Annotated in this window: 21 protein-coding genes and 1 riboswitch; of the genes, 14 read left to right on the forward strand and 7 right to left on the reverse strand. The window is 46.1% G+C overall.

All coding sequences use genetic code 11. The features are described 5' to 3' along the window. Window positions 1-19: 19 nt before the first annotated feature. Together gndA and sps_RS10210 are read right to left on the reverse strand one after the other, a co-directional pair. Entirely contained in the window at window positions 20-1,573 is a 1,554-nt protein-coding gene (gndA, locus tag sps_RS10205; RefSeq protein ID WP_077752427.1) for an NADP-dependent phosphogluconate dehydrogenase, read from the reverse strand. 376 nt (window positions 1,574-1,949) lie between these two features. Then, window positions 1,950-3,887, reverse strand: coding sequence for a propionyl-CoA synthetase (locus tag sps_RS10210; RefSeq protein WP_077755634.1), 1,938 nt, complete (start codon window positions 3,885-3,887; stop codon window positions 1,950-1,952). A gap of 360 nt (window positions 3,888-4,247) precedes the next feature. On the opposite strand from sps_RS10210, the gene sps_RS10215 reads away from it, so the two are divergent. From sps_RS10215 to sps_RS10275, 13 genes are all read left to right on the forward strand, one after another. After that, window positions 4,248-5,225, forward strand: coding sequence for a L,D-transpeptidase scaffold domain-containing protein (locus sps_RS10215; RefSeq protein ID WP_169915736.1), 978 nt, complete (start codon window positions 4,248-4,250; stop codon window positions 5,223-5,225). Further along, window positions 5,185-6,171 (forward strand): L,D-transpeptidase family protein, encoded by a 987-nt coding sequence (locus sps_RS10220; protein ID WP_169915738.1) that lies wholly within the window; start codon window positions 5,185-5,187, stop codon window positions 6,169-6,171. Before sps_RS10215 ends, sps_RS10220 begins: the two co-directional genes overlap by 41 nt. Before the next feature lie 307 nt (window positions 6,172-6,478). Next, complete coding sequence (locus tag sps_RS10225; RefSeq protein ID WP_077752430.1) at window positions 6,479-6,877, forward strand: MerR family transcriptional regulator; 399 nt, start codon at window positions 6,479-6,481, stop codon at window positions 6,875-6,877. Between the two features lie 110 nt (window positions 6,878-6,987). Beyond that, window positions 6,988-8,157, forward strand: a complete 1,170-nt coding sequence (locus sps_RS10230) for an isovaleryl-CoA dehydrogenase (protein WP_077752431.1) — start codon at window positions 6,988-6,990, stop codon at window positions 8,155-8,157. Window positions 8,158-8,234: 77 nt separating this feature from the next. Next, complete coding sequence (locus sps_RS10235) at window positions 8,235-9,842, forward strand: carboxyl transferase domain-containing protein (RefSeq protein WP_077752432.1); 1,608 nt, start codon at window positions 8,235-8,237, stop codon at window positions 9,840-9,842. Window positions 9,843-9,899: 57 nt separating this feature from the next. Further along, on the forward strand, window positions 9,900-10,775 hold the full coding sequence (locus tag sps_RS10240) for an enoyl-CoA hydratase-related protein (protein WP_077752433.1): 876 nt from the start codon (window positions 9,900-9,902) through the stop codon (window positions 10,773-10,775). After that, a complete protein-coding gene (locus tag sps_RS10245) occupies window positions 10,775-12,880 on the forward strand; it encodes an acetyl-CoA carboxylase biotin carboxylase subunit (protein ID WP_077752434.1) in 2,106 nt (701 codons plus the stop codon). The genes sps_RS10240 and sps_RS10245 overlap by 1 nt, the downstream gene beginning before the upstream one ends. Next, window positions 12,877-13,038 carry a 3-methylcrotonyl-CoA carboxylase gene (locus tag sps_RS10250; protein ID WP_237158048.1) on the forward strand — a complete coding sequence of 54 codons (162 nt, stop codon included), beginning with the start codon at window positions 12,877-12,879 and terminating at the stop codon, window positions 13,036-13,038. Before sps_RS10245 ends, sps_RS10250 begins: the two co-directional genes overlap by 4 nt. 46 nt (window positions 13,039-13,084) lie before the next feature. After that, window positions 13,085-13,975: a hydroxymethylglutaryl-CoA lyase gene (locus sps_RS10255; protein WP_077752435.1), complete on the forward strand. Its 891-nt coding sequence runs from the start codon at window positions 13,085-13,087 to the stop codon at window positions 13,973-13,975. Between the two features lie 82 nt (window positions 13,976-14,057). Further along, window positions 14,058-14,771 carry a CoA transferase subunit A gene (locus sps_RS10260; protein ID WP_077752436.1) on the forward strand — a complete coding sequence of 238 codons (714 nt, stop codon included), beginning with the start codon at window positions 14,058-14,060 and terminating at the stop codon, window positions 14,769-14,771. 16 nt (window positions 14,772-14,787) lie between these two features. Then, entirely contained in the window at window positions 14,788-15,444 is a 657-nt protein-coding gene (locus sps_RS10265) for a 3-oxoacid CoA-transferase subunit B (RefSeq protein ID WP_077752437.1), read from the forward strand. 249 nt (window positions 15,445-15,693) lie between these two features. Continuing rightward, window positions 15,694-18,342, forward strand: coding sequence for a hypothetical protein (locus tag sps_RS10270; RefSeq protein WP_149027259.1), 2,649 nt, complete (start codon window positions 15,694-15,696; stop codon window positions 18,340-18,342). A gap of 191 nt (window positions 18,343-18,533) precedes the next feature. Beyond that, entirely contained in the window at window positions 18,534-19,100 is a 567-nt protein-coding gene (locus tag sps_RS10275) for a prepilin-type N-terminal cleavage/methylation domain-containing protein (protein ID WP_077752439.1), read from the forward strand. A 38-nt stretch (window positions 19,101-19,138) separates the two neighbouring features. Here the strand turns inward: sps_RS10275 and sps_RS10280 are convergent, their stop codons facing one another. Next, complete coding sequence (locus tag sps_RS10280) at window positions 19,139-19,669, reverse strand: TlpA family protein disulfide reductase (RefSeq protein ID WP_077752440.1); 531 nt, start codon at window positions 19,667-19,669, stop codon at window positions 19,139-19,141. A 230-nt stretch (window positions 19,670-19,899) separates the two neighbouring features. On the opposite strand from sps_RS10280, the gene sps_RS10285 reads away from it, so the two are divergent. Next, a complete protein-coding gene (locus sps_RS10285) occupies window positions 19,900-20,334 on the forward strand; it encodes a hypothetical protein (RefSeq protein ID WP_077752441.1) in 435 nt (144 codons plus the stop codon). Between the two features lie 43 nt (window positions 20,335-20,377). Here the strand turns inward: sps_RS10285 and sps_RS10290 are convergent, their stop codons facing one another. From sps_RS10290 to sps_RS10305, 4 genes are all read right to left on the reverse strand, one after another. After that, complete coding sequence (locus tag sps_RS10290; RefSeq protein ID WP_077752442.1) at window positions 20,378-20,956, reverse strand: thymidine kinase; 579 nt, start codon at window positions 20,954-20,956, stop codon at window positions 20,378-20,380. 197 nt (window positions 20,957-21,153) lie between these two features. After that, window positions 21,154-22,722, reverse strand: coding sequence for a Na+/H+ antiporter NhaC family protein (locus tag sps_RS10295; protein ID WP_077752443.1), 1,569 nt, complete (start codon window positions 22,720-22,722; stop codon window positions 21,154-21,156). Between the two features lie 78 nt (window positions 22,723-22,800). After that, window positions 22,801-23,019: riboswitch (Lysine riboswitch) on the reverse strand. 187 nt (window positions 23,020-23,206) lie between these two features. Continuing rightward, on the reverse strand, window positions 23,207-24,130 hold the full coding sequence (locus sps_RS10300) for an electron transfer flavoprotein subunit alpha/FixB family protein (RefSeq protein ID WP_077752444.1): 924 nt from the start codon (window positions 24,128-24,130) through the stop codon (window positions 23,207-23,209). Further along, the gene (locus tag sps_RS10305) at window positions 24,130-24,879 is read right to left on the reverse strand and encodes an electron transfer flavoprotein subunit beta/FixA family protein (protein ID WP_077752445.1); all 750 of its coding nucleotides are present in this window, start codon (window positions 24,877-24,879) and stop codon (window positions 24,130-24,132) included. Before sps_RS10305 ends, sps_RS10300 begins: the two co-directional genes overlap by 1 nt. Window positions 24,880-25,044: the final 165 nt, after the last annotated feature.

Below are 25,044 nucleotides of genomic sequence, written 5' to 3' on the forward strand. Positions count from 1 at the left end.
CCGATTGGCATAAGCAGCATTAGACCTTAATCAAGTCTCTGGCGGCATCGCTCCAGTTGAGATGATACTTCTCACCTGCTGGTTTATCGGTGCGCTCAAACGTATGAGCACCGAAGAAGTCTCTCTGTCCCTGCAGCAGGCTAGCTGGCAAGGTTTCACAGCGATAACTGTCGTAATAGGCCAGAGCCGAGCCAATACAAGGCACAGGAATCCCCTTTAGCACCGCCGCCGATACAGCCTTACGCCAATCCAGTTGTTTCTCAGACAAGGCTGTACTGAAAGCTTCAGCCATCAACAAATTATCTAATTCTGTCTCATTACTCACAGCGGCTTGATAAGCTTGAGTAATGGATTGCAGGAATCTGGCACGAATAATACAACCAGCACGCCAGATTTTGGCTATTTCGGCAAAATCTAAATGCCAACCTCTGTCTTTCGCCGCCATGGCCATCAGCTGGAAGCCTTGGGCATAACAGGCAATTTTGGCACAATAAAGGGCATTTTCAAGCTGAGCAATGAAGGCATCGCGCTCATCAGCTGTTGGCTGCTCGGCCAAAGGACCTTTCAGCAGTAGGCTTAATTTCTGTCGCTGGTCTTTTTGGGTACTGACGGCACGAGCATAGACAGCTTCGGCAATCGTTGGCGCCGGACAACCAATTTGTAAACTGCTGACAGCAGTCCAGAGTCCTGTGCCTTTCTGCCCTGCTTTATCTAAGATCATCTCCACCAGCGGCTTACCTGAAATAGGATCGGCCTGTCTTAAGACTTCGGCGCTGATTTCCATTAGGTAGCTGTTCAAGCTACCTTTGTTCCAGGTATCAAATAGGTCGGCAATCTCAGTCGTTGTCATGGCAAAGCCATCACTGAGTAATTGATAGGCCTCACAGATGAGCTGCATGTCGGCATATTCGATGCCGTTATGTACCATCTTCACATAATGGCCAGAGCCGGCCGGACCAATATAAGTAGTACAAGGCTCACCTTCGGTAACTGGATTACCCGGCTCCTGACGCTCTATGGGTAAGCCTGTTTCAGCATCAACCTTAGCCGCAATCGCTTCCCAGATAGGCTTAATTCTGTCCCAGGCCTTGATGTCACCGCTTGGCATCAATGAAGGGCCAAAACGTGCCCCCATCTCACCGCCAGAAACGGCGCAGCTGAAGAAGACAAATTGCTTAGAGTAACGTGCTTCGCGCTCGACGGTATCCGTCCATAAGCTGTTGCCCGTATCGATAACGATGTCATCAGACTCGATACCTGCATCGATGAGTGCATTACACACACCATCTACAGGAGCCCCCGCTGGTACTGAAAGCACCAAGATACGCGGTTTTTCGAGACTAGATAACATTTCAGAAAGATTATTACAGCCATTAATACGTAAAGGCACTTGGGCTTGCTTGCTGGCGGCGCGTTCAGATTTCTCTTGTTGCACAACACCTTGCACCTTGTTCGAATCGAGATCAAACGCAGCAACGCTGTATTGATTATCGGCAATATTAAGTGCAAGGTTCTTGCCCATAACACCCAGTCCGATAACGCCGATATCATGTAATTTGGTGTGTTTTTGCATTGATTAATTTCCGCAGGTCACAGAGATAGTTTACCCTATCTTGTTATTGACTAAGACCCATTCCAACCCGAAGAACTGTCCTGAATATTAGTCGCTCTTTTATAAGAGACTGCTCATCTAAGGAGCATAGACGATAGGTTGTATTTGGCGGAGATTATACAGACTTTGGTAACTTAATTACTAGGCTTTACGTGTTAATGGCGAATTAGTTTCATGTTTATCTGGGACGAGCTGTAAACATTTCGATAAAAAAGGCTAAGCCATGTCATTTAATCAATTAAATACACTGACTTAGCCTTATCTAAAACCTTACAATTTTAATCGAATTTGCATAGCAACAATCGGTCTTAAGTTAGTAGCTTCACCCTTAAGATAGTCACACCAAAGCATCGGCGTAGCCCATACGTGTCAGTGCATTACGAACCAGATCTAAGGTATGAGGATCTTCAATCGTCGCCGGTATCTTATAGCTTTGGTTATCGGCTATTTTCCTCATTGTCCCCCGTAATACTTTGCCGGAACGCGTTTTAGGCAATTTTTGAATCACACTGACCAGACGAAAAGAAGCCACCGGACCGATATGCTCTCTCACTAAGGCAATTAACTCACGGTGCAAGTCCTCATCGCTTAAGGTCACGCCTTTTTTTAATACAACTAAGCCCAGTGGCAGCTGACCCTTTAATTTATCCTCGACGCCGATAACAGCCACTTCCGCCACAGCCTCATGTTGACATAATACCTCTTCGAAGCGCCCCGTAGAGAGTCTATGACCGGCGACATTGATGATGTCGTCGATTCGGCTCATGATATAGAGATAACCCTCTTCATCCATGTAGCCCGCATCTCCGGTAAGATAAAACCCTGGATACATAGACAGATAACTATCGAGATATCTGGTTTCATTGTTCCACAGTGTCGTGAGCGCCCCGGGCGGTAAAGGTAGCTTGATAACCACATTGCCTGACTGACCAGTGGGCACCATTTCCCCTAGCTCATCGACAACCTCGACTTGAAAGCCAGGCACCGCAAGCGCCGGAGATCCAGCCTTTACCTCAACGGGAGCAGTGCCCATTAAGTTAGCTGCTACTGGCCAACCAGTTTCTGTCTGCCACCAGTGATCGATCACCGGCTTTTTAAGTCTCTCTTCGGCCCAATGTAAGGTATCTGGATCGCAGCGCTCTCCCGCTAAAAACAAAGTTTTCAAGCAAGACAGGTCAACATCTCTTAAGAAATCACCATCGGGATCGTCACGTTTTATGGCGCGTATGGCGGTGGGTGCGGTAAAGAAGCTTTTCACTCTATACTTTTCAATGGTTCGCCAAAATATGCCCGGATCCGGCGTGCCGATAGGCTTGCCTTCGAACAAGACAGTGGTGGCTCCAACCAGCAAAGGAGCATAGACAATATAGGAGTGGCCAACAACCCAGCCCACATCCGATGCAGCCCAAAACGTATCACCCGGGCCGACATCATAAATATGTTTCATTGACCATGAAAGCGCGACGCTATGACCACCGTTATCACGTACCACGCCTTTGGGCTGGCCTGTTGTTCCCGATGTATAAAGTACATAGAGAGGATCGGTAGCCGCAACTGTTTGGCAAGCTATAGCCTCAGCAGAAGCGACTGAAATTTGCCAATCACTATCTCTCCCCTCAACCAGCTCGGCTGAGTATTGGGCGCGGTTCAAAATAATACATTGCTCGACCTTATGGCGAGACTGAGTAATCGCAGCGTCGAGCAGAGGCTTATAGGGCACCACGCCTGATGGCTCTATACCACATGATGCAGAAAGAATGAGCTTAGGTTTAGCATCCTCGATACGAGCCGCCAACTCACTGGCAGCAAATCCACCAAAGACCACCGAGTGTATCGCCCCTAGGCGAGCACAGGCCAACATGGCATAGACCGTCTCCGGGATCATCGGCATATAGATGATCACCCTATCGCCCTTTTTTACACCACTAGCGTGCATATAGCCGGCAAGTCGGCTCACCTGGGCCAGCAGCTCATCATAGGTAATGCCATATTCGGTGTCCGTCACCGGACTGACATATTGAATGGCCACCTGCATACCCCGGCCTTGCTCCACATGACGGTCGACTGCGTTATAACAGGTGTTCAATTGCGCTCCTGAAAACCAAGAATAAAGCGGCGCACAGTCCTCATCGAGTACCTTATCCCAAGGTTTATCCCAATGAACAGCCCTTGCCGCTTCGGCCCAGAAAGACTCAGGCTTAGCAAGAGAGCGGGCATGTAAGACCCGATGAAGGTCTTGATTAGCTTGCGACGCTAATGCTTGTTTATCTAACATTTTGCAACCTAAAGTAGGTTCTGACATATCCATTGCTCTCCCCTAATACCGATCGATATAAATCACTGGTCTTTTACTATTCTTACCTAGAATCCTTAGCCGATTTCTATGAGCACCTCTTGTTGGCGCTTTGTATATAAAACAGCCAGGTTGAATTCCATTATGCTGGCAGATGCACCGATTCCCATTAGACCTTGGGCTAAGCCGATGTGAAATTCGTCAAGTTATCGAGTGGATTTTTTGACTGTTTAATAGGAATAACGTACCGTTAACTTGGTCTTCATGAATGGGTTTTATAACAGTAAAACCAGTTTAATATCGACACTTAGATGCTTGTTTTCACGGAAAGAAAAACACCATATGAAAAACCTGAATCCATTTAGTTTGCTGCTAATTCTTGGCCTTTTCCTACAAGCTAGCCCCTTTAAAATCTTTGCAGCCGTTGAATTGTCCTCCATAACGTATGCAGAACAAGCCCACTCCCCTGAAGTTGATCGGCAAAATGCTATTTTCGAATCCTTGCTCGAGCCATTACTGCTGGGGGAAACCTCGAAAATTGCCGAATTCAGTATCATCAGCCCCTATTTAACCTCGCATCTGTATCAAAAAAGACAATATCTCAGCCTGTGGAATGACAAAGATTATGCGGCCTCGGTAATAGAGACCATCGGAGACGCCGACGACGAAGGCTTATTTAAAGAGGATTATCATTATCAGGAATTGGTATCACTCTACCAGGCCCAAGAACTCGATGATTGGCAAGACCCATATCAGCGGGCTCAATTCGATATCTTGCTCACAGATGCAATCATTACCTATGGTATTCACCTGATCAACGGCAAGGTCAATCCAGATACCTTAGGAAAGACCTGGAATTATGATGAGGCCGTCATCAAGCTAGGCACTGTTATTGAGGAGCTAAATACCCATATACAGGCTCAAGATATCGCCGAACGATTGGCCCAGTTCAATCCACAACTCACCCCTTATGACGAGTTAAAGTCGGCACTAAAACACTATCGTCAATTAGCCGATAACCAGACTTTCTCAAACATCAGCTACCTAAGCGTAGTAAAAACCGGCGAAAGCTCTCCCATGTTGCCAAGCATTGCCCAGAGACTGATTTTACTCAATTACCTCTCTCCTGAGGCGGACATCAGTCACTTTAGCCCTGAGTTTGTTGCAGCCATAAAAAGATATCAAACTGCTCATAGCTTGAATGCAGACGGCATCATAGGCAAAGGGACGATAAACTCCCTCAATGTGCCTTTCTCAAGACGTGCAGATCAGGATCAATATGGAGCGAGCCAGATGGCTCTCAGCCGATCTCACCGATGAATACATCATCATCAACTTGGCCGGTTACGATCTCTGGATGTATAAAAATGGTCAGCTAGATTGGCAGACAGATATCATCATAGGCAAGATCAATTCAAAGACCCCTCTGTTTAAATCCCGCATCAGTTATCTCGTCGTTAACCCGACCTGGACAGTCCCCCGCAGCATCAACCGGGAAATAATCGGTAAAATAAAGCGTGATCCTGACTATATAGAGAAGAAGCATTTCATGCTCAAAGAAAGCTCAGGAAAAGCCTTCAATATCGATAAAATAGACTGGCAGTCCGTTAATCCAAAAACTTTCAAATATTGGTTCGTACAGAAACCATGGAAAAATAATGCTCTGGGGCAGGTAAAGTTTATCTTTCCTAATCGACATGCCATTTATCTCCATGATACACCGACCAAACAACTGTTCGAACACACAGACAGAGCCTTCAGCCACGGCTGTATTCGAGTTAAAAACCCCATAGTTCTCGCCGAAAAGCTCTTGGCTAGAAATAGAGAAGTCAGTATCGAAAAAGCGCTTAACATTCAGAATGACAAACTGGCTAAACAAGGGAAGCAAGCTCTGGAATTGGCAAGTAAAATAAAGAGTAAGGCTAGATTGGGAGGTATAGCCCCCTTAACTAACACAGCTTTATTGGCCAGCACAGATCTCAGTTCGATTGATATTCAGCCGATTACAATACCGAAACAATCACCCGTGACAAGCTCAACGGCAGATGAGCTACTCACTCAAACTATTGCTGCGGGTGATACCCAGAAACTCTATCTCGATACCCCCATGGAGATCCTCATCATGTATTGGACCGCTGCAACCAATAACGGTGAGCTGACCTTTTACCACGACGTTTATAAACGCGATAACAAACTGATTGATTTACTTAAACGTCCACTGGTATCCACGACACGAGTAGAAAAGGAAAGCACCATTAAACTGTAAATCGACGAGTACCTAGTTCCTAGGTGTAAACTCAAAACTCCTAGGAACTCGAAACTCGTAGCCCATAAATATGGCCCTTTACTTAAAGCTTACAGCTTAAAACTTCAGCCCTAACTCCTCCCCTAACTCAAAAAACCTAGCTCTTAACTCACACCTCAAGCCTAATCTCTTATCCGAGTGGCACATTTGCTTGACGTTCCCCCGCGTAATTCCAATTAAAAATTCAATGTTCAAAATGGCCATTACCTTTACCTTTACGTAAACTTCATATATCGTTCTGGAAAAGTTAAATATTATGGTGTTTTTTATGAGTGAAAATCAGAGCCCCCAGACAACTTACTCTATTAGCGATCTCTCAAAAGAGTTCGATATTACGACTCGTAGTATCCGTTTCTATGAAGATCAGGGCTTACTTAAGCCTAAGCGTCGTGGGCAGACTCGCATCTATGGGCTAAAAGATAGGGTGCGTCTTAAACTGATTCTCAGAGGTAAACGTCTGGGCTTTTCTCTCGCCGAGACTCGCCGCCTATTCGAACTCTACGATGCCGATAAGAACAGCAGCTCACAGCTTCAGACCATGTTAGATCTCGTCGAAGATAAGAAGACATCTCTGCAACAGCAGATGGATGACATCAAGGTTGTCTTGATGGAGCTAAATTCAGCCGAACAGCAATGTAGGACGGCGCTGGCGCTTCAAGAGAAATAAAGCTCAACAGCAATGAAAATCTAGCTACAAACCTTATTTACGAACGAAAGTTACAAACAATAATAAAAATCTACTCATTAAAGATTTAAGAAATTGACAGGACACAAGCAATGACTCAACTCTACTCATCTCTTAATTTCGGCCTAGGCGAAGACGTCGACATGCTGCGTGATGCAGTGCAGAACTTTGCCGCCAATGAAATTGCCCCCATCGCAGCAAAGACAGATTCAGACAACGCATTCCCTAATGATCTCTGGCCGGTGCTGGGTGATATGGGCTTGCTGGGTGTCACTGTATCTGAAGAATATGGCGGCGCCGACATGGGCTACCTTGCCCACGTGGTTGCCATGGAAGAAATTTCCCGCGCATCGGCCTCAATTGGTCTGAGCTACGGCGCTCACTCTAACTTGTGTGTTAACCAAATTAACCGCAACGGTAATGCCGAGCAAAAAGACAAATACTTGCCTAAATTGGTCACAGGTGAGCACATTGGTGCCCTTGCCATGAGTGAGCCTAATGCGGGTTCGGATGTGGTATCGATGAAGCTTCACGCTCGCAAAGAAGGTGACAGATACATCCTGAATGGCAACAAGATGTGGATCACCAACGGTCCCGACGCTCAAACCTATGTAATCTATGCTAAAACAGAACTGGACAAAGGTGCCCACGGCATCACAGCCTTTATCGTAGATCGTGACTCTAAGGGTTTTAGCACGGCGCAGAAACTCGACAAACTCGGCATGCGTGGCTCTAACACCTGTGAACTGGTTTTCCAGGATTGTGAAGTACCGGCAGAAAACATACTGGGTGGCCTTAATAACGGCGTAAAGGTATTGATGAGCGGTCTGGATTACGAACGAGTGGTGCTTTCCGGTGGTCCTCTGGGGATCATGAACGCCTGTATGGATATCGTCATTCCCTATATTCATGAGCGTGAGCAATTTGGTAAATCAATCGGTCAATTCCAGCTAGTACAGGGCAAGCTTGCCGACATGTACACCGGCATGAATGCAGCTAAATCATATATCTACAATGTGGCCAAGTCTTGTGACCGAGGTGAAACCACCCGTAAAGATGCCGCCGGTGCCATTCTCTACTCCGCCGAACTCGCCACTAAGATGGCACTGGATGCGATTCAGCTACTGGGCGGTAACGGTTACGTCAACGAATATGCAACGGGTCGACTACTGCGTGATGCCAAGCTCTATGAAATTGGCGCAGGTACTTCGGAGATCCGCCGTATGTTAATAGGACGAGAGCTGTTCAACGAGTCTAAGTAGCTCCACTACACAGAGACGATGCCCCATTCATTTGGCATCGTCATTTGACCTCAGTTTTGCTCAAAAGGATTGAAACCGTGACGCAACTTAGCAGTCGTATAAATTCCCGCAGTGATGAATTCAAGGCAAAACATGAAGACATGGCAGCCATAGTTCAAGATCTTAAATTCAAGCTGCAACAGATTGAACAAGGTGGCGGCGACGTCGCCCGTCAGCGCCACCTTTCCCGCGGCAAGTTATTACCAAGACAAAGGGTCGAAAAGCTGCTCGATCCTGGCTCACCGTTTCTTGAACTCTCCCAATTCGCCGCCTACGAGTTATATGAAGATGTTGTTCCGGCTGCCGGCGTTATCGCTGGGATCGGTCGTGTTAGCGGCGTTGAATGTATGATCATAGCTAACGATGCCACTGTTAAGGGCGGCACCTACTACCCAGTCACGGTTAAGAAACACTTAAGAGCCCAAGAAATTGCCAGTCGCTGTCACTTGCCTTGTATTTATCTGGTGGATTCAGGCGGCGCCTATCTGCCCCGCCAAGATGAAGTCTTCCCTGACAGGGACCATTTTGGCCGTATTTTCTACAACCAGGCGCAAATGTCAGCCAAAGGTATTCCTCAAATTGCCGTGGTCATGGGCCTATGTACCGCAGGTGGTGCCTATGTGCCGGCCATGGCGGACGAATCTATTATCGTCAAAGAGCAAGGCACCATCTTCCTCGCTGGCCCACCTTTAGTAAAAGCGGCTACTGGTGAAGAAGTCACCGCTGAAGAGCTTGGTGGCGCCGAGGTACACACTAAGATCTCAGGTGTTGCCGATCATTTAGCTCAAAATGATGACCATGCCCTGGAATTGGCACGCAAAGCCGTCACTCGCTTGAATCATCAAAAAATGATTGCAGCCCAGCTCAGTCCGGTAAAACCACCTAAATTCGATATCAATGAACTCTACGGCATAGTCGGTACCGATCTTAAGAAGCCATTCGATATCAAAGAAGTCATCGCACGTGTAGTCGATGACTCTGATTTCGATGAATTCAAGGCAAACTACGGTAACACCTTAGTTTGTGGATTCGCCCGTATACACGGCTATCCGGTCGGCATAGTGGCCAACAACGGCATTCTCTTTTCTGAATCAGCCCAAAAAGGCGCCCATTTTATTGAACTCTGTTGTCAACGTAAGATCCCGCTGCTGTTCTTGCAGAATATCACAGGGTTCATGGTAGGTAAGAAGTACGAGCATGAAGGCATAGCTAAACACGGCGCCAAGATGGTCACCGCTGTGTCTTGTGCCAACGTGCCTAAATTCACTGTCATCATAGGTGGCAGTTATGGTGCGGGTAACTACGGCATGTGTGGCCGTGCATTTGAACCGACCATGATGTGGATGTGGCCCAACGCACGTATCTCAGTAATGGGCGGCGAGCAAGCTGCCGGCGTTTTAGCCACAGTGAAACGTGATGGTTTAGCCCGTAAGGGTGTCGAATGGTCTGATGATGAAGAGCAAAAGTTCCGTGCGCCTATCGTTGAGCAATACGACAAAGAGGGACACCCCTACCACGCCAGTGCACGATTGTGGGATGACGGCATTATCGACCCGGCACAAACCCGTGATGTGGTGGGATTAGCCCTATCTGCCGCACTCAATGCGCCGATAAAAGAGACCAAATTTGGTGTTTTCCGTATGTAGTGGCCTTGGCCATACTAACCGACAAGCCTGTATTGACTAAGCTGTGAGTGCTTAACCATGACGACTGAATTGATAGAAAATTTTGAATACGTTTCATGCCAACTAAGTAATGGCGTGGGACAGATGATCCTCAACCGAGCCGACAAGCATAATGCCTTCGATGAAGTGATGATCAGCGAGATGATCCAAACCCTCGAATATTTTGCTAACAATAGCGAATGTCAGGTACTAGTGCTGAAAGCCAATGGTAAAAACTTCAGTGCAGGCGCAGATCTCAATTGGATGCGTAAACAGGCCAAAATGGATTTCGAGCAGAACTTATGTGATGCCAACGAGCTTGCCAGGCTGATGTCGACCTTAGATAAATTCCCTAAACCCACTCTTGCGCTAATTCAGGGAGCAGCATTTGGTGGCGCGTTAGGACTTATCTGTTGTTGTGATATCGCCATCGCCAATGGGCGTGCCAGCTTTTGCTTGAGTGAAGTAAAGCTTGGACTTATCCCGGCGGTTATCAGCCCTTATGTGGTTCGCGCCATGGGACAGAGAGCCTCACGCCGCTACATGTTGACAGCCGAACGGTTTACTGCCGAAAAGGCACTGGCTTTGCAAGTCATTCATGAAATTAGTAACGACCTCGACGCCGCTGCCGAGCCTATAATTCAAAGCTTACTCGCTAACAGCCCACAAGGCATGGCATGGGTTAAAAGCTTGCTGTCTCGCCTCGAAGATGGCGTTATCGATGACACGACTCTAGATTATACCAGTGAGCGTATCGCCAGAATTCGGGTATCAAATGAAGGCCAGGAAGGCTTAAATGCCTTCTTCGACAAACGCAGGCCAAACTGGAATGACACCGTCACTCTTTCCCATGACAGTGCTCAGATCAACGCTCAAATCGATTCAAAAAATATCAGTGGGCAAGGAGCCAAATAATGTTTAGCCAATCTCTAATTAAAAAACTATTAATTGCTAACCGTGGTGAAATTGCCTGTCGTATCATCAAAACGGCTAAGTCCATGGGCGTTCGCACTGTTGCCTTATACAGTGACGCCGATGTCAATGCCCGCCATGTGGCATTAGCCGATGAATCCTTCTACTTAGGCGGCAGTGCGCCAGCAGATTCTTATCTTAAAGCCGATCTGATCTTAGACATCGCCAAGAAGTCTGGTGCACAGGCCATACATCCGGGATATGGTTTCCTCTCTGAAAATGCCGAATTTGCACGAAAATGTGAGCAAGCCGGCGTAATATTCGTCGGTCCAACTGCCGATGCCATCGACTCCATGGGCAGTAAAAGCGCCGCAAAAGAGATCATGGGTGCGGCAAGTGTGCCGCTTGTGCCAGGTTATCATGGTGACGCACAAGATGATGCATTGCTCGTCAAGGAAGCCAACAAGATGGGCTTCCCCTTACTGATTAAGGCAGCATTTGGCGGCGGTGGTAAAGGCATGCGTATCGTCGAGACTAGTGATCAAGTGTTGGAAAACATTCATTCAGCCAGACGTGAAGCCACCTCCTCTTTTGGCAATGACAAACTCCTGATGGAACGCTATTTGCGTCAGCCTCGTCATGTAGAAGTACAGGTCTTCGCCGACAACTATGGCAACTGCATCTATTTGTCAGATCGCGACTGTTCAATTCAGCGTCGCCATCAAAAAGTCGTCGAAGAAGCCCCCGCCCCAGGTCTGAGTGACGAACTCAGAGTCGAAATGGGTGAAGCAGCAGTAGCGGCGGCCAAAGCCATCGACTATCGCGGTGCAGGCACCATAGAATTTCTACTGGATACCGATAACAGTTTCTATTTCATGGAGATGAATACTCGTTTGCAGGTTGAGCATCCGGTCACCGAAATGGTCACAGGCCAAGATCTGGTTAAATGGCAGTTAATGGTAGCCAGCGGCAGCCACTTACCCTTGAAACAAGATGAGGTACGTATTCATGGTCACTCATTCGAAGTGCGTATCTACGCAGAAGATCCACAAAATGACTTTCTTCCCGCCAGTGGTAAGCTGAACTTCCTCCGTGAACCTGAGCAGAGCAAGTTTGTACGCATCGACTCGGGCATTCGTGAAAATGATGTGATCAGTAACTTCTATGATCCTATGATCTCTAAGCTTATCGTGTGGGACGAGTCTCGCCCTAGAGCATTGCAACGTATGGTCCATTCTCTGGAGTCATACCAGATCAGCGGCTTGAAACACAATATCGAGTTTCTGGCTAACATCACCGAACATAAAGCCTTCAGGGATGCCAATTTCAGCACCGACTTTATCGAGCGTTACGGCGATGAACTTATTGGTCGTAGCCCCCTTCTGTCACAAGAGTCGGCGTCAAACGATGAACAAAATTCCTTAGCGCTGGCAGCACTCTACCAGCTCTGCGCCCGAAAAGTCGCCGCTAAAGAATGCGCGGTAAACAGTCATGATCCTTACTCTCCTTGGGGCACGGTAAGCGGATTTAGGCTCAATAGCACCAGCACTCACCAGATTTCACTGTTGGATGATAACCATGAAGTTCAGCATCTAGAAGTCAGTGAAGTGATTATTGCTGATCAGTCTGTCTATCAGGTTCAAATCGATGACAAAACTTATGTATTAAAGGGCGAGTTCATCGATGAAATGCTTCACGCTGAAATTGCCGTAAAAGATGACAATAACAAGGCTGCTATCAAGGCATCCGGCCATAAAGTGAAAGTGCCAGTCAGCCAGGTTGAAGAAGATTTCACCCTATTTATCAATACCACCAGCTATCATTACCGCGCCATTCAAACTGAGCTAGTTGAAGAGCAAGAGTGTCTCGAAGATAAGCTAAAAGCACCGATGAACGGCACTATAGTGACTCATCTGGTTAATAAGGGGGATACAGTAACAGCTGGCCAAGGCCTGATGGTCATGGAGGCGATGAAGATGGAATACACTATAGAATCTCCCTTTGACGGCGTAGTATCAGCCTTCTTCTTCGAACCAGGCGAGCTAGTCACTGACGGCACCATATTGGTAGAAGTCGAGCTTGCTAGGACTGGAAAAGAGAAAGCATGAAGATGACTCATGTAATAAACGCCATAGAATCTCCCTTTGACGGCGTAGTATCAGCCTTTTTCTTCGAACCAGGCGAGCTAGTCACTGACGGCACCATATTGGTAGAAGTCGAGCCTGCTAGGACTAAAAATAAAGCTGAAGGAAGAGTGAAAGCATGAAGATGACTCATGTAATAAACGCAACTGTTGAGCGGAGAGCCTAATAATGTTCCCTAAACAAGTCAGCATATTCGAAGTCGGTGCCCGTGACGGCCTGCAAAACGAAAAGCCCGTCAGTACTCAGGACAAGATAGTCTTGATACAAGACTTAGCCAAAGCAGGAATTAAGCGCATCGAAGCGGCAAGTTTTGTGTCACCTAAGTGGGTGCCACAGATGGCCGATTCAGGTGAAGTCTTGCGTAATATGAAGCGTGAAGCAGATGTTATCTATAGCGCCCTGACCCCAAACCTAAAAGGTCTGGAACTCGCACTTGACGCTAAAGCCGATGAAGTTGCGATCTTTGGCGCGGCGTCTGAGAGCTTCTCTCAGCGTAATATAAACTGTTCGATCCAAGAGTCTATCGCTCGCTTTGTGCCACTGATGGAGCGGGCTAAGGCCGAGAACATTCGGGTTCGAGGCTATGTGTCCTGTGTCTTGGGTTGCCCCTATGAAGGTGAGATTGCCGTGAGCGAAGTGGCCCGAGTGTCTGAAATCCTTTACAAGATGGGCTGCTATGAGATCTCACTCGGTGACACCATAGGCGTTGGCACACCAAATAATGCCCGTAAAATGGTGCAAGCCGTCAGCCAAGTCGTGCCAGTTGCTCAACTCGCACTGCACTTTCATGATACCTACGGCCAAGCACTGGCGAATATTCTGGCCTGCCTTGAAACCGGCGTCAGTGTCGTCGACTCATCGGTGGCAGGACTCGGTGGATGTCCCTATGCCAAAGGTGCATCGGGTAACTTAGCCAGCGAAGATCTGGTCTACATGTTACATGGACTCGGTATAGAAACAGGTATAGATATTGATTTACTGGCAAAGGCCGGCAATAGCATAAGTCAGGCTCTTGGCAGACAGACAGGCTCTAAAGTTGCCCAAGCGTTGATCAGTTAAGAGCCTTCAGCAGATAAAAGCTAAGCGCTTCGCTAGAACCTACAAATTAAAGCTCGTACCTTCTACAAAGGAGATAAGAATAATGGCAGGACTGAATAAAGTAGTACACAGTTATGAAGAAGCATTAAAAGGCCTCTCTAATGATATGACTGTGATGGTGGGTGGTTTTGGTTTATGTGGCATTCCGGAAGGCCTGATAGCTCAAATGGTCAAGACCGGCGTTACTAGATTGACGGCCATCTCTAATAACGCCGGAGTCGATGACTTTGGCTTAGGCTTGCTACTAAAAAGCCGTCAAATCGATACTATGATCGCCTCCTATGTCGGCGAAAATGCGACCTTCGAGCAGCAGATGTTGTCTGGTGAGCTCAATGTGATATTGACCCCCCAAGGAACACTCGCCGAGAAAATACGCGCCGGCGGTGCTGGTATTCCAGCCTTCTTCACCGCTACGGGATACGGCACCCCTGTAGCCGAAGGTAAAGAGACGCGTGAAATCGACGGTCGTCATTACGTTTTAGAGCCTTCACTCACCGCAGACTTTGCCTTAGTGCGCGCATGGAAAGCCGATACTATGGGTAACTTAGTCTTTCGTAAAACAGCCGCTAACTTCAACCCTATGATGGCAACGGCAGGTAAAATTACTGTGGTAGAAGCCGAGCATATCGTTGAACCTGGTGAGCTGGATCCGGATCATATTCACACCCCTGGGATTTACGTTAATCGTGTTATTCAAGGTACATTCGAGAAGCGCATCGAGCAACGCACCGTGAAACTATCTTCAACAAAAGCATAAGCTGGAGGGAAACAGTATGGCATTATCAAGAGAACAACTGGCACAACGTGTAGCCCAAGAGCTAAAAGATGGTTATTACGTAAATCTAGGCATAGGCATTCCAACTCTAGTGGCGAACTATATTCCACAGGGAATAGATGTAATGCTGCAATCAGAAAACGGCCTGCTCGGCATGGGTGAGTTCCCTACTGAAGAGACTATAGATGCCGACCTTATCAATGCAGGTAAGCAAACTGTCACCGCCGTCGATGGCGCATCATTCTTCTCATCGAGCGAAAGTTTTGCCATGATCCGCGGCGGTCATGTTGACCTAACCGTATTGGGCGCTTTTGAGGTCGATGAACAAGGCTCTATCGCCTCCTGGATGATCCCAGGCAAGCTCATCAAGGGCATGGGCGGCGCTATGGACTTGGTCGCTGGTGCTGATAATATTATCGTCACCATGATGCACGCGGATAAGCGCGGTAACTCTAAACTGCTACCTAAGTGTGAACTGCCACTAACAGGCTTTGGTTGCATCAAGCGAGTGCTGACAGACTTAGCCTTTATGGAGATTAAAGACGGTGCCTTTCATTTGCTAGAACGCGCTCCAGGCGTCTCTGTCGAAGAGATAGTTGAGAAGACAGCGGGTAAGTTAATCGTTCCTGATCATGTACCTGAGATGAGTCTTTAGCTATTGGCCGTGCCTGCCCCTAAGCTGGCACACAAGTATTAAAGGTCAGTGATAAATCACTGACCTTTTTTTTCCTTTAAAAAATCGACTAAAATTAATCTTTATGCAACATAGCCAAACAAATGGCACATCAGACTTTTAATACAAACTCACTTTTTATGTCTTATACAAGTAGCCGAATGATAGATGTGATGAATCACTTTGCAATGCATGACATTGCTCATTATGTTCTCATTTGAGGAAGATAAAGTGGCCATATTTAGTCAAAGTAACAAGTGGGATCTAGATTCAGATTTACAGATGCTAGCTGTAAACTTTCGCTTTATAAGCCTGATGATCACAGCCCTACTGTTAACAGCTTGTAGTGGTGACGACAATGGTTTTCCAAGCTATCAAACCTTCTCACCACCTACAGCCGCACAACTATCGATATCACCGCAAGCTGAGGTCGATACCATTTTATTCCTAGATTACCAGTTTAATGATGCCGCTGGACGCCCGGAAGGTGTTAGCAAAATAAATTGGTATCTTGATAATAAACTGCAAAATTCAGCCCTCCAATTTACACCAAGAAAACAAAATGAAGGCCAGTGGCTGCATTTTTGTGTGACCCCTATAGCTGCCTATGGAAATAACCATACTGGTACGTTAACCTGCTCAATTGCAGCGCTCATCTTACCCGCTTCTGGCAGTGCCCCTACGGCAGAAAATGTACAGATAGACTCGGCGTTGCAACCGGGTAAGACAGTTCAAGGAGACTATCAATATCTTGACGTCGATGAAGATTTAGAAGGTAACAGCAAGTTAATCTGGGCATTAAATACTTTAGAAGTAGCTCAAGGTAATAGCTATACACTCCCTGCAAACTCTGAAAATTCTCAACTCAGCTTTTGTGTCACACCAATAGCATTAACGGGTGAGCCGAAAACAGGTGTAGAGGTTTGTGACACTAAAACAGTAGCAGGCAGCTATACCGCACCAACGGCAACCAGCTTGTTGATCAGTCCCACACCGGTAACAGGCAACTTACTGACTGGCAGTTACCTATTCAGTGATGCTAACAGCCGAACGGAAGGGAGCAGTTTATCCAGCTGGAGACTCGATGGAAGTGAGGTAGCAACGAACACCACTCTCACACTCGCCGCCACCGATGAAGATAAAAGTTTGGAGTTTTGTGTTACTCCAATTGCAGCATATGGCCAAAATGCTACAGGTACTCAATCATGTACACTAGTGACAAATGTTGCACCTAAAGCAGGCAGTGCTCCTGTAGCAAGCAGCTTAGCTATCTCATCGCCACTGCAACCCGGGCAAGGCGTCAATGCCAGCTACCTCTATAGTGACGCAGATGCTGATATTGAAGCCAGTAGCCTGACTCTATGGCGCATCGATAATGTCGATAGTGGCACGGATTTAAGTCTGACCTTGCCCGTAGACAGTGAAGGTAAAAACCTGGAGCTTTGTGTCACCCCTATTGCACTAACAGGCTCACCAAAACAAGGGTCTCAGGTGTGCCAGTCGCTAACGATTATAGGTAGCTATCCCCCACCGACAGCAACCAGCTTGTTGATCAGTCCCACACCGATGACGAACACCTTACTGACTGGAAGCTACCAGTTCAATGATGCTAACAGTCGCCCAGAAGGTACTTCCTTAATCAGCTGGAAACTCGATGCTAGTGAGGTAGCAACGAGCATCACTCTCACACTCCTCGCCACCGATGAAGACAAGAATATAGAGTTTTGCGTTACCCCAATTGCAGCATATGGCCAAAATGCCTCAGGCACTCAGGCGTGTACCCTTGTTGCTAATGCTGACCCTCTGCCCGGGAGCGCACCAAGTGTAACGAATCTCACTTGGGACACTTTTGCTAAACCCAGTACCTTTTTGACCCTTAGCTATGACTTTATCGATTCTGATGGCGATACTGAAGGCGTTAGTCTCTTTAGCTGGAAATTGGATAATATAGAAGTCAGCCAAAACATCTCATACACACCATCAGCAAACAGTGGCGGAAAAAATCTAGCGTTTTGCGTCACACCTGTTGCCGTAACAGGAACCCCAAAAATAGGATCACAATCCTGCATAACAGCAGATATAGCAGCAATTTTGTTATCGGGTAACTTGCAACTGGATGACACATTAACATTAGAGATTAAAGGTTATACTGACCTTGGCGTCATTTGGCGCTCTAGCAATCCATCCAACAATAGTACCCGTTCAACAAGTAATTCAAGTTTCACTATATCAAGAGGAACACCTACAGAATCTGCATTTACATTAGTCAGTCATGATATTGAAGTGTGCGTAACAACGGCTGAAGAAGGAGAGCTTTGCTCATTAGCCTCTACATATGATAGTACCGAGGTAACCGGTGGACTCCCTATCGCCATAGATGCTGGATTTAATGTTACCCAAAGAGGCGTAGCTCCCATTCCCTATGCCGATCTCACCATAGGTTTAATCACCAAACGTTTGCATAGGCCGCTTACAACGGTAGAGACGAGTATTTTAAATAACGCACAACCTACAGTGCCATTATTCGACAGCCAAAGAGCCGAAAATGGTACTAGTGTTTTCTGGGGACTATTTACCTGGCCGAACTCAAATACACACTGTCTAGAGAGAGGATATAGTCTCACTGTCGATGGTATCAATGATACCTCTGATGCATTCGGGCTTAGGCAGTATTACGATCATATTGTGAGTTTGTATCCTGCATTACCTTCAACACATGTCTCTCTGGCTTTAGGTTGGGGTACCAATGCGGACTATTATTGGAGTATTTCAGATGTTGGCGGGGGCTCTCATGCTGACGTGTACATGGTATCGGGAGCCTTAGGCAGTATCACTGATACACGACCTGAATACGCCGCTTGTATTGAAACCCTTCCCTAACAATGAAAACACTACTCAGCAACACGCAAGGCGATAGTAATACTTAAAAAGCAATTACCACACAAGATAGCAGAGACTAATTAACACATTAAAATAATTGAATTTTATGTATAAATTTGCGCGATACATTCTTGACCGTAAAGTTTAATCTAAGTATATTCCGCGCATAATTTGTTAGTGATGTATATAAAGTGTCTTTAGACAAACATCAAACAGGCTTTACCTTAATTGAATTAGTGGTTGTCATCATAATACTCGGTATTCTTGCGGTAATTGCAGCACCTAAGTTCCTGTCATTAAGCAGTGATGTTCAAACAGCAAGCCTTGAAGGTATCGCGGGCACTATTGCTTCGATGAATAAACTTGCCCACTCAAAAACCCAATTTGATGGCATTGCCGATAGAAAAGATTGCGATACTACATGTAACAACAACCCCAATTGGGATAGCAAGATAGGTTATTTCTACATAGATGTATCAGGTACACGTCTATATGTATCGAACGGCTATCCTAAAGCAACTGGCACATCATCTTCTGACACAGTTGTAGAAGATAATTATAAGAGTGTAATGGGCTTATCCGACGATGATTTCGTTTTTGGAATAGGCTCATCCTCCTCATTTGCTATCATTCCCAAAAAATTTGAAGACAAGCTAGCGAATATACAACAAGGGACTTTCAAATGTCACGTCGAGTATAGATCTCCGCAACCTAAATTTGAATACTATACAAGTGCTGTAACTGATGATTGTTTTTAATCAAGCACTCGCGCCTAGCTAAAGGCTGCATTTATCACTTAGTGGCTAAGAATAAACTCAGTAGCACCTTTTAACTTCTGATTGTTAGGATCTGAAACATTTGTCACCCACACAATCTCCCCGTGACGATTGATAAATACCGTCGTAGGGGTGCCGGGAACGCCATAGGCTTTAGCGGCGCTCTCCCCTTGCACTAAGGTCGGGAAATTAATACCACGCTCCGTTAAAGTCTGAGCAGGATCAGCGCCTACATCTTCATTAAAACTGATGCCTAAAATCTGTAAGTCGGTATCACTGTGATCAACACGCAACTTCTCCAGTCCTGGCTGCAGTTTCTTACAATAGGGGCACCAGGTTGCCCAAAAGTGAATGATCGTCGGCTTGCCTTTATATTCTGACCACTGATGAAGCTTGCCCTGTGGATCAGCTAATGCGAAATCAGGGGCCAGTTTCACATCCTCACTAAACGCTAATGAGTTTGACCCTGGGCTAATAAAAGCAAAGGCGATTAAACCCAAAAGAGTAAAAACAACAGCCATTAAACTGAAAGCCTTGATGCCAAATTTCATTTGAATACATCCTTTCCTTAAGTATATCAATCGGTGTAATCCCCTAAGCAATCACATAAAAAAACGACTGCTGACTACCCAAGCTATGAACTCAACCCGTTAATTCATAGTTATAGACCGAATACTTAGCTATTAACATTCAGTAAAAATTATATGTTTAGAAGGTAAAATGAAATTTTTATCCGCTTTACACTATCTTTGTCTATAAGCTAGGCAATGAAATAAACAATATGCAGCCGAAATTTGCGAAGAGTAAAGAACACATTTTCCAAATAACCGCCATCTTTAGCATGGTATTTGCACTAATAGGATTTAGCTACAACGTCTGGCGAATGGAGGTAACCGAATATAACTCCAACATGCGCTCGGCCAGCTTTGAGATTTTACTTCAGCTATCTGAGCTGGAAGGGATCATCTACGCGGCTCATTATGACCAAGATAGTGTCGAGGGAAATCCGAGAAAAGGTTGGATCAAAGTGAACCTCATTGCAGACCTGAGCATGATCACTGAGTCTGAATTACAACAAGCGACTCAACAACTAAAACAAGAATGGCAGCAAGATTGGGATTCGATAGACGATGACGAAACGAGTGTAAAGCAAATAATCACCAAGATAGATAACACACGAGAAAAGGTAAGGCAGTTACTATCCAAGTTGGATTAATAAGAGATCCTAGTACCTAGATACCAGGACCCAGAAGCTGATGCTAATCCCACAAAAATTCTCTAAAGTGCTTGCGGCAAACTGATTCATAACTCTCATTACCACCTATGGCGACCTGCTCACCCTCACGCATAGGTTTTCCCTCACCGTCCAGTCTCACCACCATGTTTGCCTTGCGGCCACAGTGACAGATTGTTTTGAGTTCAACCAGTTTATCTGACCAAGCCAGTAGGTATTGGCTACCGGTGAATAACTCACCCTGAAAGTCTGTTTTAAGACCATAACAGAGCACAGGAATATCCAAAATATCGACAATATAAGTTAGCTGCTTGACCTGCTCTTTGCTCAAAAATTGTGATTCATCGATAAGGATACAATGCAGCTTCTGCTCTTCATGGGCCTCCGCAATCATCTTGGCAATATCATCGCTACTACCAAATACTTGCGCATCGGTTTCGATACCAATTCGTGAAGACACTTTACCCACACCGTATCTGTCATCGATTGATGCCGTCATCACTAAGGTGTTCATACCACGTTCGCGATAATTATATGAAGACTGCAAGAGCGAAGTAGACTTACCGGCATTCATCGCCGAATAATAAAAATAGAGCTGTGCCAAACTGATATTCCTTATACGTGAATTCGACTACAGCTTAACAATTTTTATGGCTAAAATCATGTGCAGCTGCCATTGATACAAGAGAAACATCACTAAATAAACAACAGCGAAACTGTAGACAAAAAAATACCGCTCATATGGGCGGTATTTCACTTGTTAGCCAGCTCCTAAATTAGCAGGAGCACTGCCAAACATGGCTAGCTGGTAGCCTGAGTGGACTTAACCTTCAAGACTACGACGCTAATCACAAATAAGATGCTACAGGTCACTAAGCCAGCCATCAGAGACTCGGTAAAACCAAGCACGGTGTAACCCGCCAAACTGATTCCCGCAACAATTAAGGCATAGGGAAGTTGAGTGATCACATGATCGATATGATGACAGTTGGCTCCAGTGGAAGAGAGGATCGTCGTATCAGAAATAGGTGAGCAATGATCACCAAATACAGCACCTGCGAGCACTGCAGCAAGCATAGGCAACATCATGTTGGTGTGAGTTCCCATGGCCATATCGGCTGCAATAGGTAGCATGATACCGAACGTTCCCCAGCTGGTACCTGTTGAGAACGCCGTCAGGCCTGCAAGCACAAATAACACAGCAGGTAGCAGTGCAAAAGGAATATTGCCCGATGCCAGACTCGCCATGTACTTACCTGTCTCTAATTGACCAATCACACCGGCAATAGTCCAGGCAAATAACAGGATATAGATTGCAGGCAGCATAGAGCGAGCACCGGCGACCAGACCTTTAATAAGATATGACTTATCCAAACCCTGTATCAAGACCAAGGCCAGGGTGGCACCAAAACCGAATAAGGCACCAAAGAACAGTGATGAGGCTACATCTGTATTTTCAAATGCACCAAGGATACTAAAAGGTTTTCCATCAGCAGCTAAGGCATCTCCGCCACTGCTGACCATGAAGTAGAAGGTTGCAAAGACCAGCACGATAATGGGCAAGAATAACCCTAGAATCTTACCGTTATCCGCCTCAGGCAGATCAGAGTTAGCGCCTGGAGGCAAACCTTTAGATTCATCGTATAAGTTACCTTTCTGCGCATTGAGCTCATGTTGACGCATAGGACCGACATTGAGATCCATGAAGGCAACACAAAGCAGAAGTAGCAATGCAAAAATGGCATAGAAATTCATCGGGATCATCTGGATAAAGACGCTCAGATGTCCTGAATCTGTGAAACCATGTGCGGTAAGAATACCGCCAATCAAGGCGATAATGTAGGCGCCCCAACTTGACACGGGAGAGATCACACAGATTGGCGCAGCAGTAGAGTCCAGAATATAGGCCAGCTTGCTGCGAGAGATATAATACCTGTCGGTTAACGGTCTGGCGACACTGCCAACGACTAAGCTGTTGAAGTAATCGTCAATAAAGATCACGCAACCTAAGAACATGGTCATCAACTTGGCATCACGTTTACACTTTATGTGTCCCCTTGCCCAATCGGCAAAAGCATTAGCCGCACCACTCACGGTAATAAGCGCAGTTATCATCCCCAATAGTACCAGGAAGCCTAGTAGATACATGTTCCACGCATTGAGGGCACCATCATCCCAGAATAGGCCAGCAACTTGCTCGCCTAAATATTGACTGGATCCTATGACAGAGAAATCATTTATCAATACAGCACCGAGTATTATGCCCACCCCTAAAGAGAGTAATACACGACGAGTAACAATCGCCATCAGAATCGCAACCACAGGTGGCAGCAATGAAAGCGCCGAATCGGCGTAACTTAAAGTTGTCATTTAATTATAATCTTAGTTTTAAGTACGAATGGAGGCTGCTGAACTGGTGGGATATTGAAGATATCTGAAAACACCTGTCCTATCAGTAGCGCTCCATAGTAATACCATTCATTAAAAGGTATAAAATCTTCTTATCATCCAGATAAGAAATACTATGGCAGTGCTGTACCTATTCGATACAGCCCCAGCAGTAAACCGTGATATGCATTACTACTTCGGCATTAAATCCTTTCATGATAGATAAGCGGTATCACCCTGGCTATCACTACTGATCTTTAATGCACCTCTACTTCTCAGGACGTTTGCGATCATCAGCTTAAGCTATCGCTTAGGCCTTGTTCGAAAACGTGAAGTTAATAAAAACATAGGCGGCTTTGAGGATTCTACCCCAAAGCCGCCTATTGTGACTAAGATCACGCTTATTTAGTATGAATTAAAAACATTTCACCTAAAATTTACACTTTCACAGCATAGATTCGATAAATCATATCAAATCAGTGAGCTCTGGAACCGCATCAAACAGATCCGCTTCCAAGCCATAGTCGGCAATCTGGAAGATAGGTGCTTCGGGATCCTTGTTGATGGCAACGATCACTTTAGAGTCTTTCATCCCAGCTAAATGCTGGATTGCACCCGAGATACCCACGGCAATATACAAGTCCGGCGCCACGATCTTACCGGTTTGACCCACCTGTAAATCATTTGACACGAAACCTGCATCGACTGCGGCACGTGAAGCACCGAGTGCGCCACCTAGCTTATCGGCAAGTTTTTCTAAGATAGCGAAGTTCTCACCGTTACCCAAACCGCGACCACCCGAAACCACAACTGATGCAGCACCAAGTTCAGGTCGCTCAGATTCTGATAGACTCTGAGAAACAAATTGAGTCACAGAATCGAATACTTTATCTATAGCAACAACATCTGCAGCACCATCATTGGCTACCGCATCGAATGCGCTTGAACGTACAGTGAGTACCTTCTTAGCATCATGGCTCTGAACCGTAGCCAGTGCATTACCTGCGTAAATTGGACGCACGAAGGTATCAGCACTAACAACTTCTACCACTTCAGATAACTGAGCGACATCTAAAAGCGCTGATACTCGTGGTAATGTGTCTTTACCTTGGCTAGTGGCAGCAGCCAAAATGTGTTCATACTCACTGGCAAGATCCACCATAAGCTGTGCCACATTGTCGGCAAAGCCGTGAGCATATTGCGCCGAATCGGCGACTAAAACGTGTCTGACACCAGCAAGTAGCTTAGCGGCATCGACCACGGCGGTACATTCATGGCCGGCAATCAATACATCGACATCGCCGCCAATGGCTTGAGCACATGCAACAACCTTGGCGGTGTCCAGCTTTAAGCTGGCATTATCATGTTCTGCTAATACTAAAATTGCCATTAGATCACCTTCGCTTCATTCTTTAACTTATCGGCCAGCTCTGCAACGCTAGCTACCATAATGCCAGCCTTACGCTCGGCAGGTGGAGTCACTTTCAATACTGTTTGATGCTGCTTCAGGCTTACACCTAAGTCATCAATAGAAAGTGTCTCTAATGGTTTACGCTTTGCTTTCATGATATTAGGTAACTTGGCGTATCTAGGTTCATTTAAACGCAAATCAACCGTCACTACCGCTGGCAGGGAAACGGTGACGCTCTGTAGACCACCATCGACTTCACGTGTCACGGCAAGAGAGTCGCCTTCAACCTTAACTTCTGAAGCAAATGTCGCCTGAGGCATATTTGCTAATGCCGCAAGCATCTGACCTGTCTGGTTATTATCACCATCGATAGTTTGCTTACCTAAGATAATAAGTTGTGCCTGCTCTTTTTCCTGAACTGCATTGAGCAGCTTAGCAATAGATAAAGGTACTAACGCCTCTTCAGTCTCAATATGAATACCACGATCAGCACCTAAAGCCATTGCCGTGCGTAGCTGCTCTTGTGCGGCTTTAGGGCCCACGGTAACAACCACAATTTCAGAAGCAGCGCCTGCTTCTTTTAGGCGCACGGCTTCTTCTACGGCAATCTCACAAAAAGGGTTAATCGCCATTTTCAAGTTAGCGGTATCGACATCGGTATTATCAGCATTCACTCTGACTTTAACATTGGCATCGACGACGCGCTTAACAGGCACCAATACTTTCATAGGGCTTCCTTCTTACGTCATATTTAGAGGGTTGAGTATAGGTTAACACCCACACAAAGTAGAGCCACTTTACGTGCTGTTAACGTTAACGTCAACAGAGGTTCAAACGCTTGTTTGTATTTTTTTTGATACAAGTCATATTATGATGATTTTTAGCCTATTAAA

Origin of the sequence: Shewanella psychrophila (genome assembly GCF_002005305.1) — a bacterium.
Classification (GTDB): Bacteria; Pseudomonadota; Gammaproteobacteria; order Enterobacterales; family Shewanellaceae; genus Shewanella; species Shewanella psychrophila.

What these genes read in the sequence shown, in the direction of transcription:
- gndA (WP_077752427.1), bottom strand. Translation starts at nt 1,573, where the DNA reads ATGCAAAAACACACCAAATTACATGATATCGGCGTTATCGGACTGGGT.
- sps_RS10210 (WP_077755634.1), bottom strand. Translation starts at nt 3,887, where the DNA reads ATGTTAGATAAACAAGCATTAGCGTCGCAAGCTAATCAAGACCTTCAT.
- sps_RS10215 (WP_169915736.1), top strand. Translation starts at nt 4,248, where the DNA reads ATGAAAAACCTGAATCCATTTAGTTTGCTGCTAATTCTTGGCCTTTTC.
- sps_RS10220 (WP_169915738.1), top strand. Translation starts at nt 5,185, where the DNA reads ATGGAGCGAGCCAGATGGCTCTCAGCCGATCTCACCGATGAATACATC.
- sps_RS10225 (WP_077752430.1), top strand. Translation starts at nt 6,479, where the DNA reads ATGAGTGAAAATCAGAGCCCCCAGACAACTTACTCTATTAGCGATCTC.
- sps_RS10230 (WP_077752431.1), top strand. Translation starts at nt 6,988, where the DNA reads ATGACTCAACTCTACTCATCTCTTAATTTCGGCCTAGGCGAAGACGTC.
- sps_RS10240 (WP_077752433.1), top strand. Translation starts at nt 9,900, where the DNA reads ATGACGACTGAATTGATAGAAAATTTTGAATACGTTTCATGCCAACTA.
- sps_RS10245 (WP_077752434.1), top strand. Translation starts at nt 10,775, where the DNA reads ATGTTTAGCCAATCTCTAATTAAAAAACTATTAATTGCTAACCGTGGT.
- sps_RS10250 (WP_237158048.1), top strand. Translation starts at nt 12,877, where the DNA reads ATGAAGATGACTCATGTAATAAACGCCATAGAATCTCCCTTTGACGGC.
- sps_RS10255 (WP_077752435.1), top strand. Translation starts at nt 13,085, where the DNA reads ATGTTCCCTAAACAAGTCAGCATATTCGAAGTCGGTGCCCGTGACGGC.
- sps_RS10260 (WP_077752436.1), top strand. Translation starts at nt 14,058, where the DNA reads ATGGCAGGACTGAATAAAGTAGTACACAGTTATGAAGAAGCATTAAAA.
- sps_RS10265 (WP_077752437.1), top strand. Translation starts at nt 14,788, where the DNA reads ATGGCATTATCAAGAGAACAACTGGCACAACGTGTAGCCCAAGAGCTA.
- sps_RS10280 (WP_077752440.1), bottom strand. Translation starts at nt 19,669, where the DNA reads ATGAAATTTGGCATCAAGGCTTTCAGTTTAATGGCTGTTGTTTTTACT.
- sps_RS10285 (WP_077752441.1), top strand. Translation starts at nt 19,900, where the DNA reads ATGCAGCCGAAATTTGCGAAGAGTAAAGAACACATTTTCCAAATAACC.
- sps_RS10295 (WP_077752443.1), bottom strand. Translation starts at nt 22,722, where the DNA reads ATGACAACTTTAAGTTACGCCGATTCGGCGCTTTCATTGCTGCCACCT.
- sps_RS10300 (WP_077752444.1), bottom strand. Translation starts at nt 24,130, where the DNA reads ATGGCAATTTTAGTATTAGCAGAACATGATAATGCCAGCTTAAAGCTG.
- sps_RS10305 (WP_077752445.1), bottom strand. Translation starts at nt 24,879, where the DNA reads ATGAAAGTATTGGTGCCTGTTAAGCGCGTCGTCGATGCCAATGTTAAA.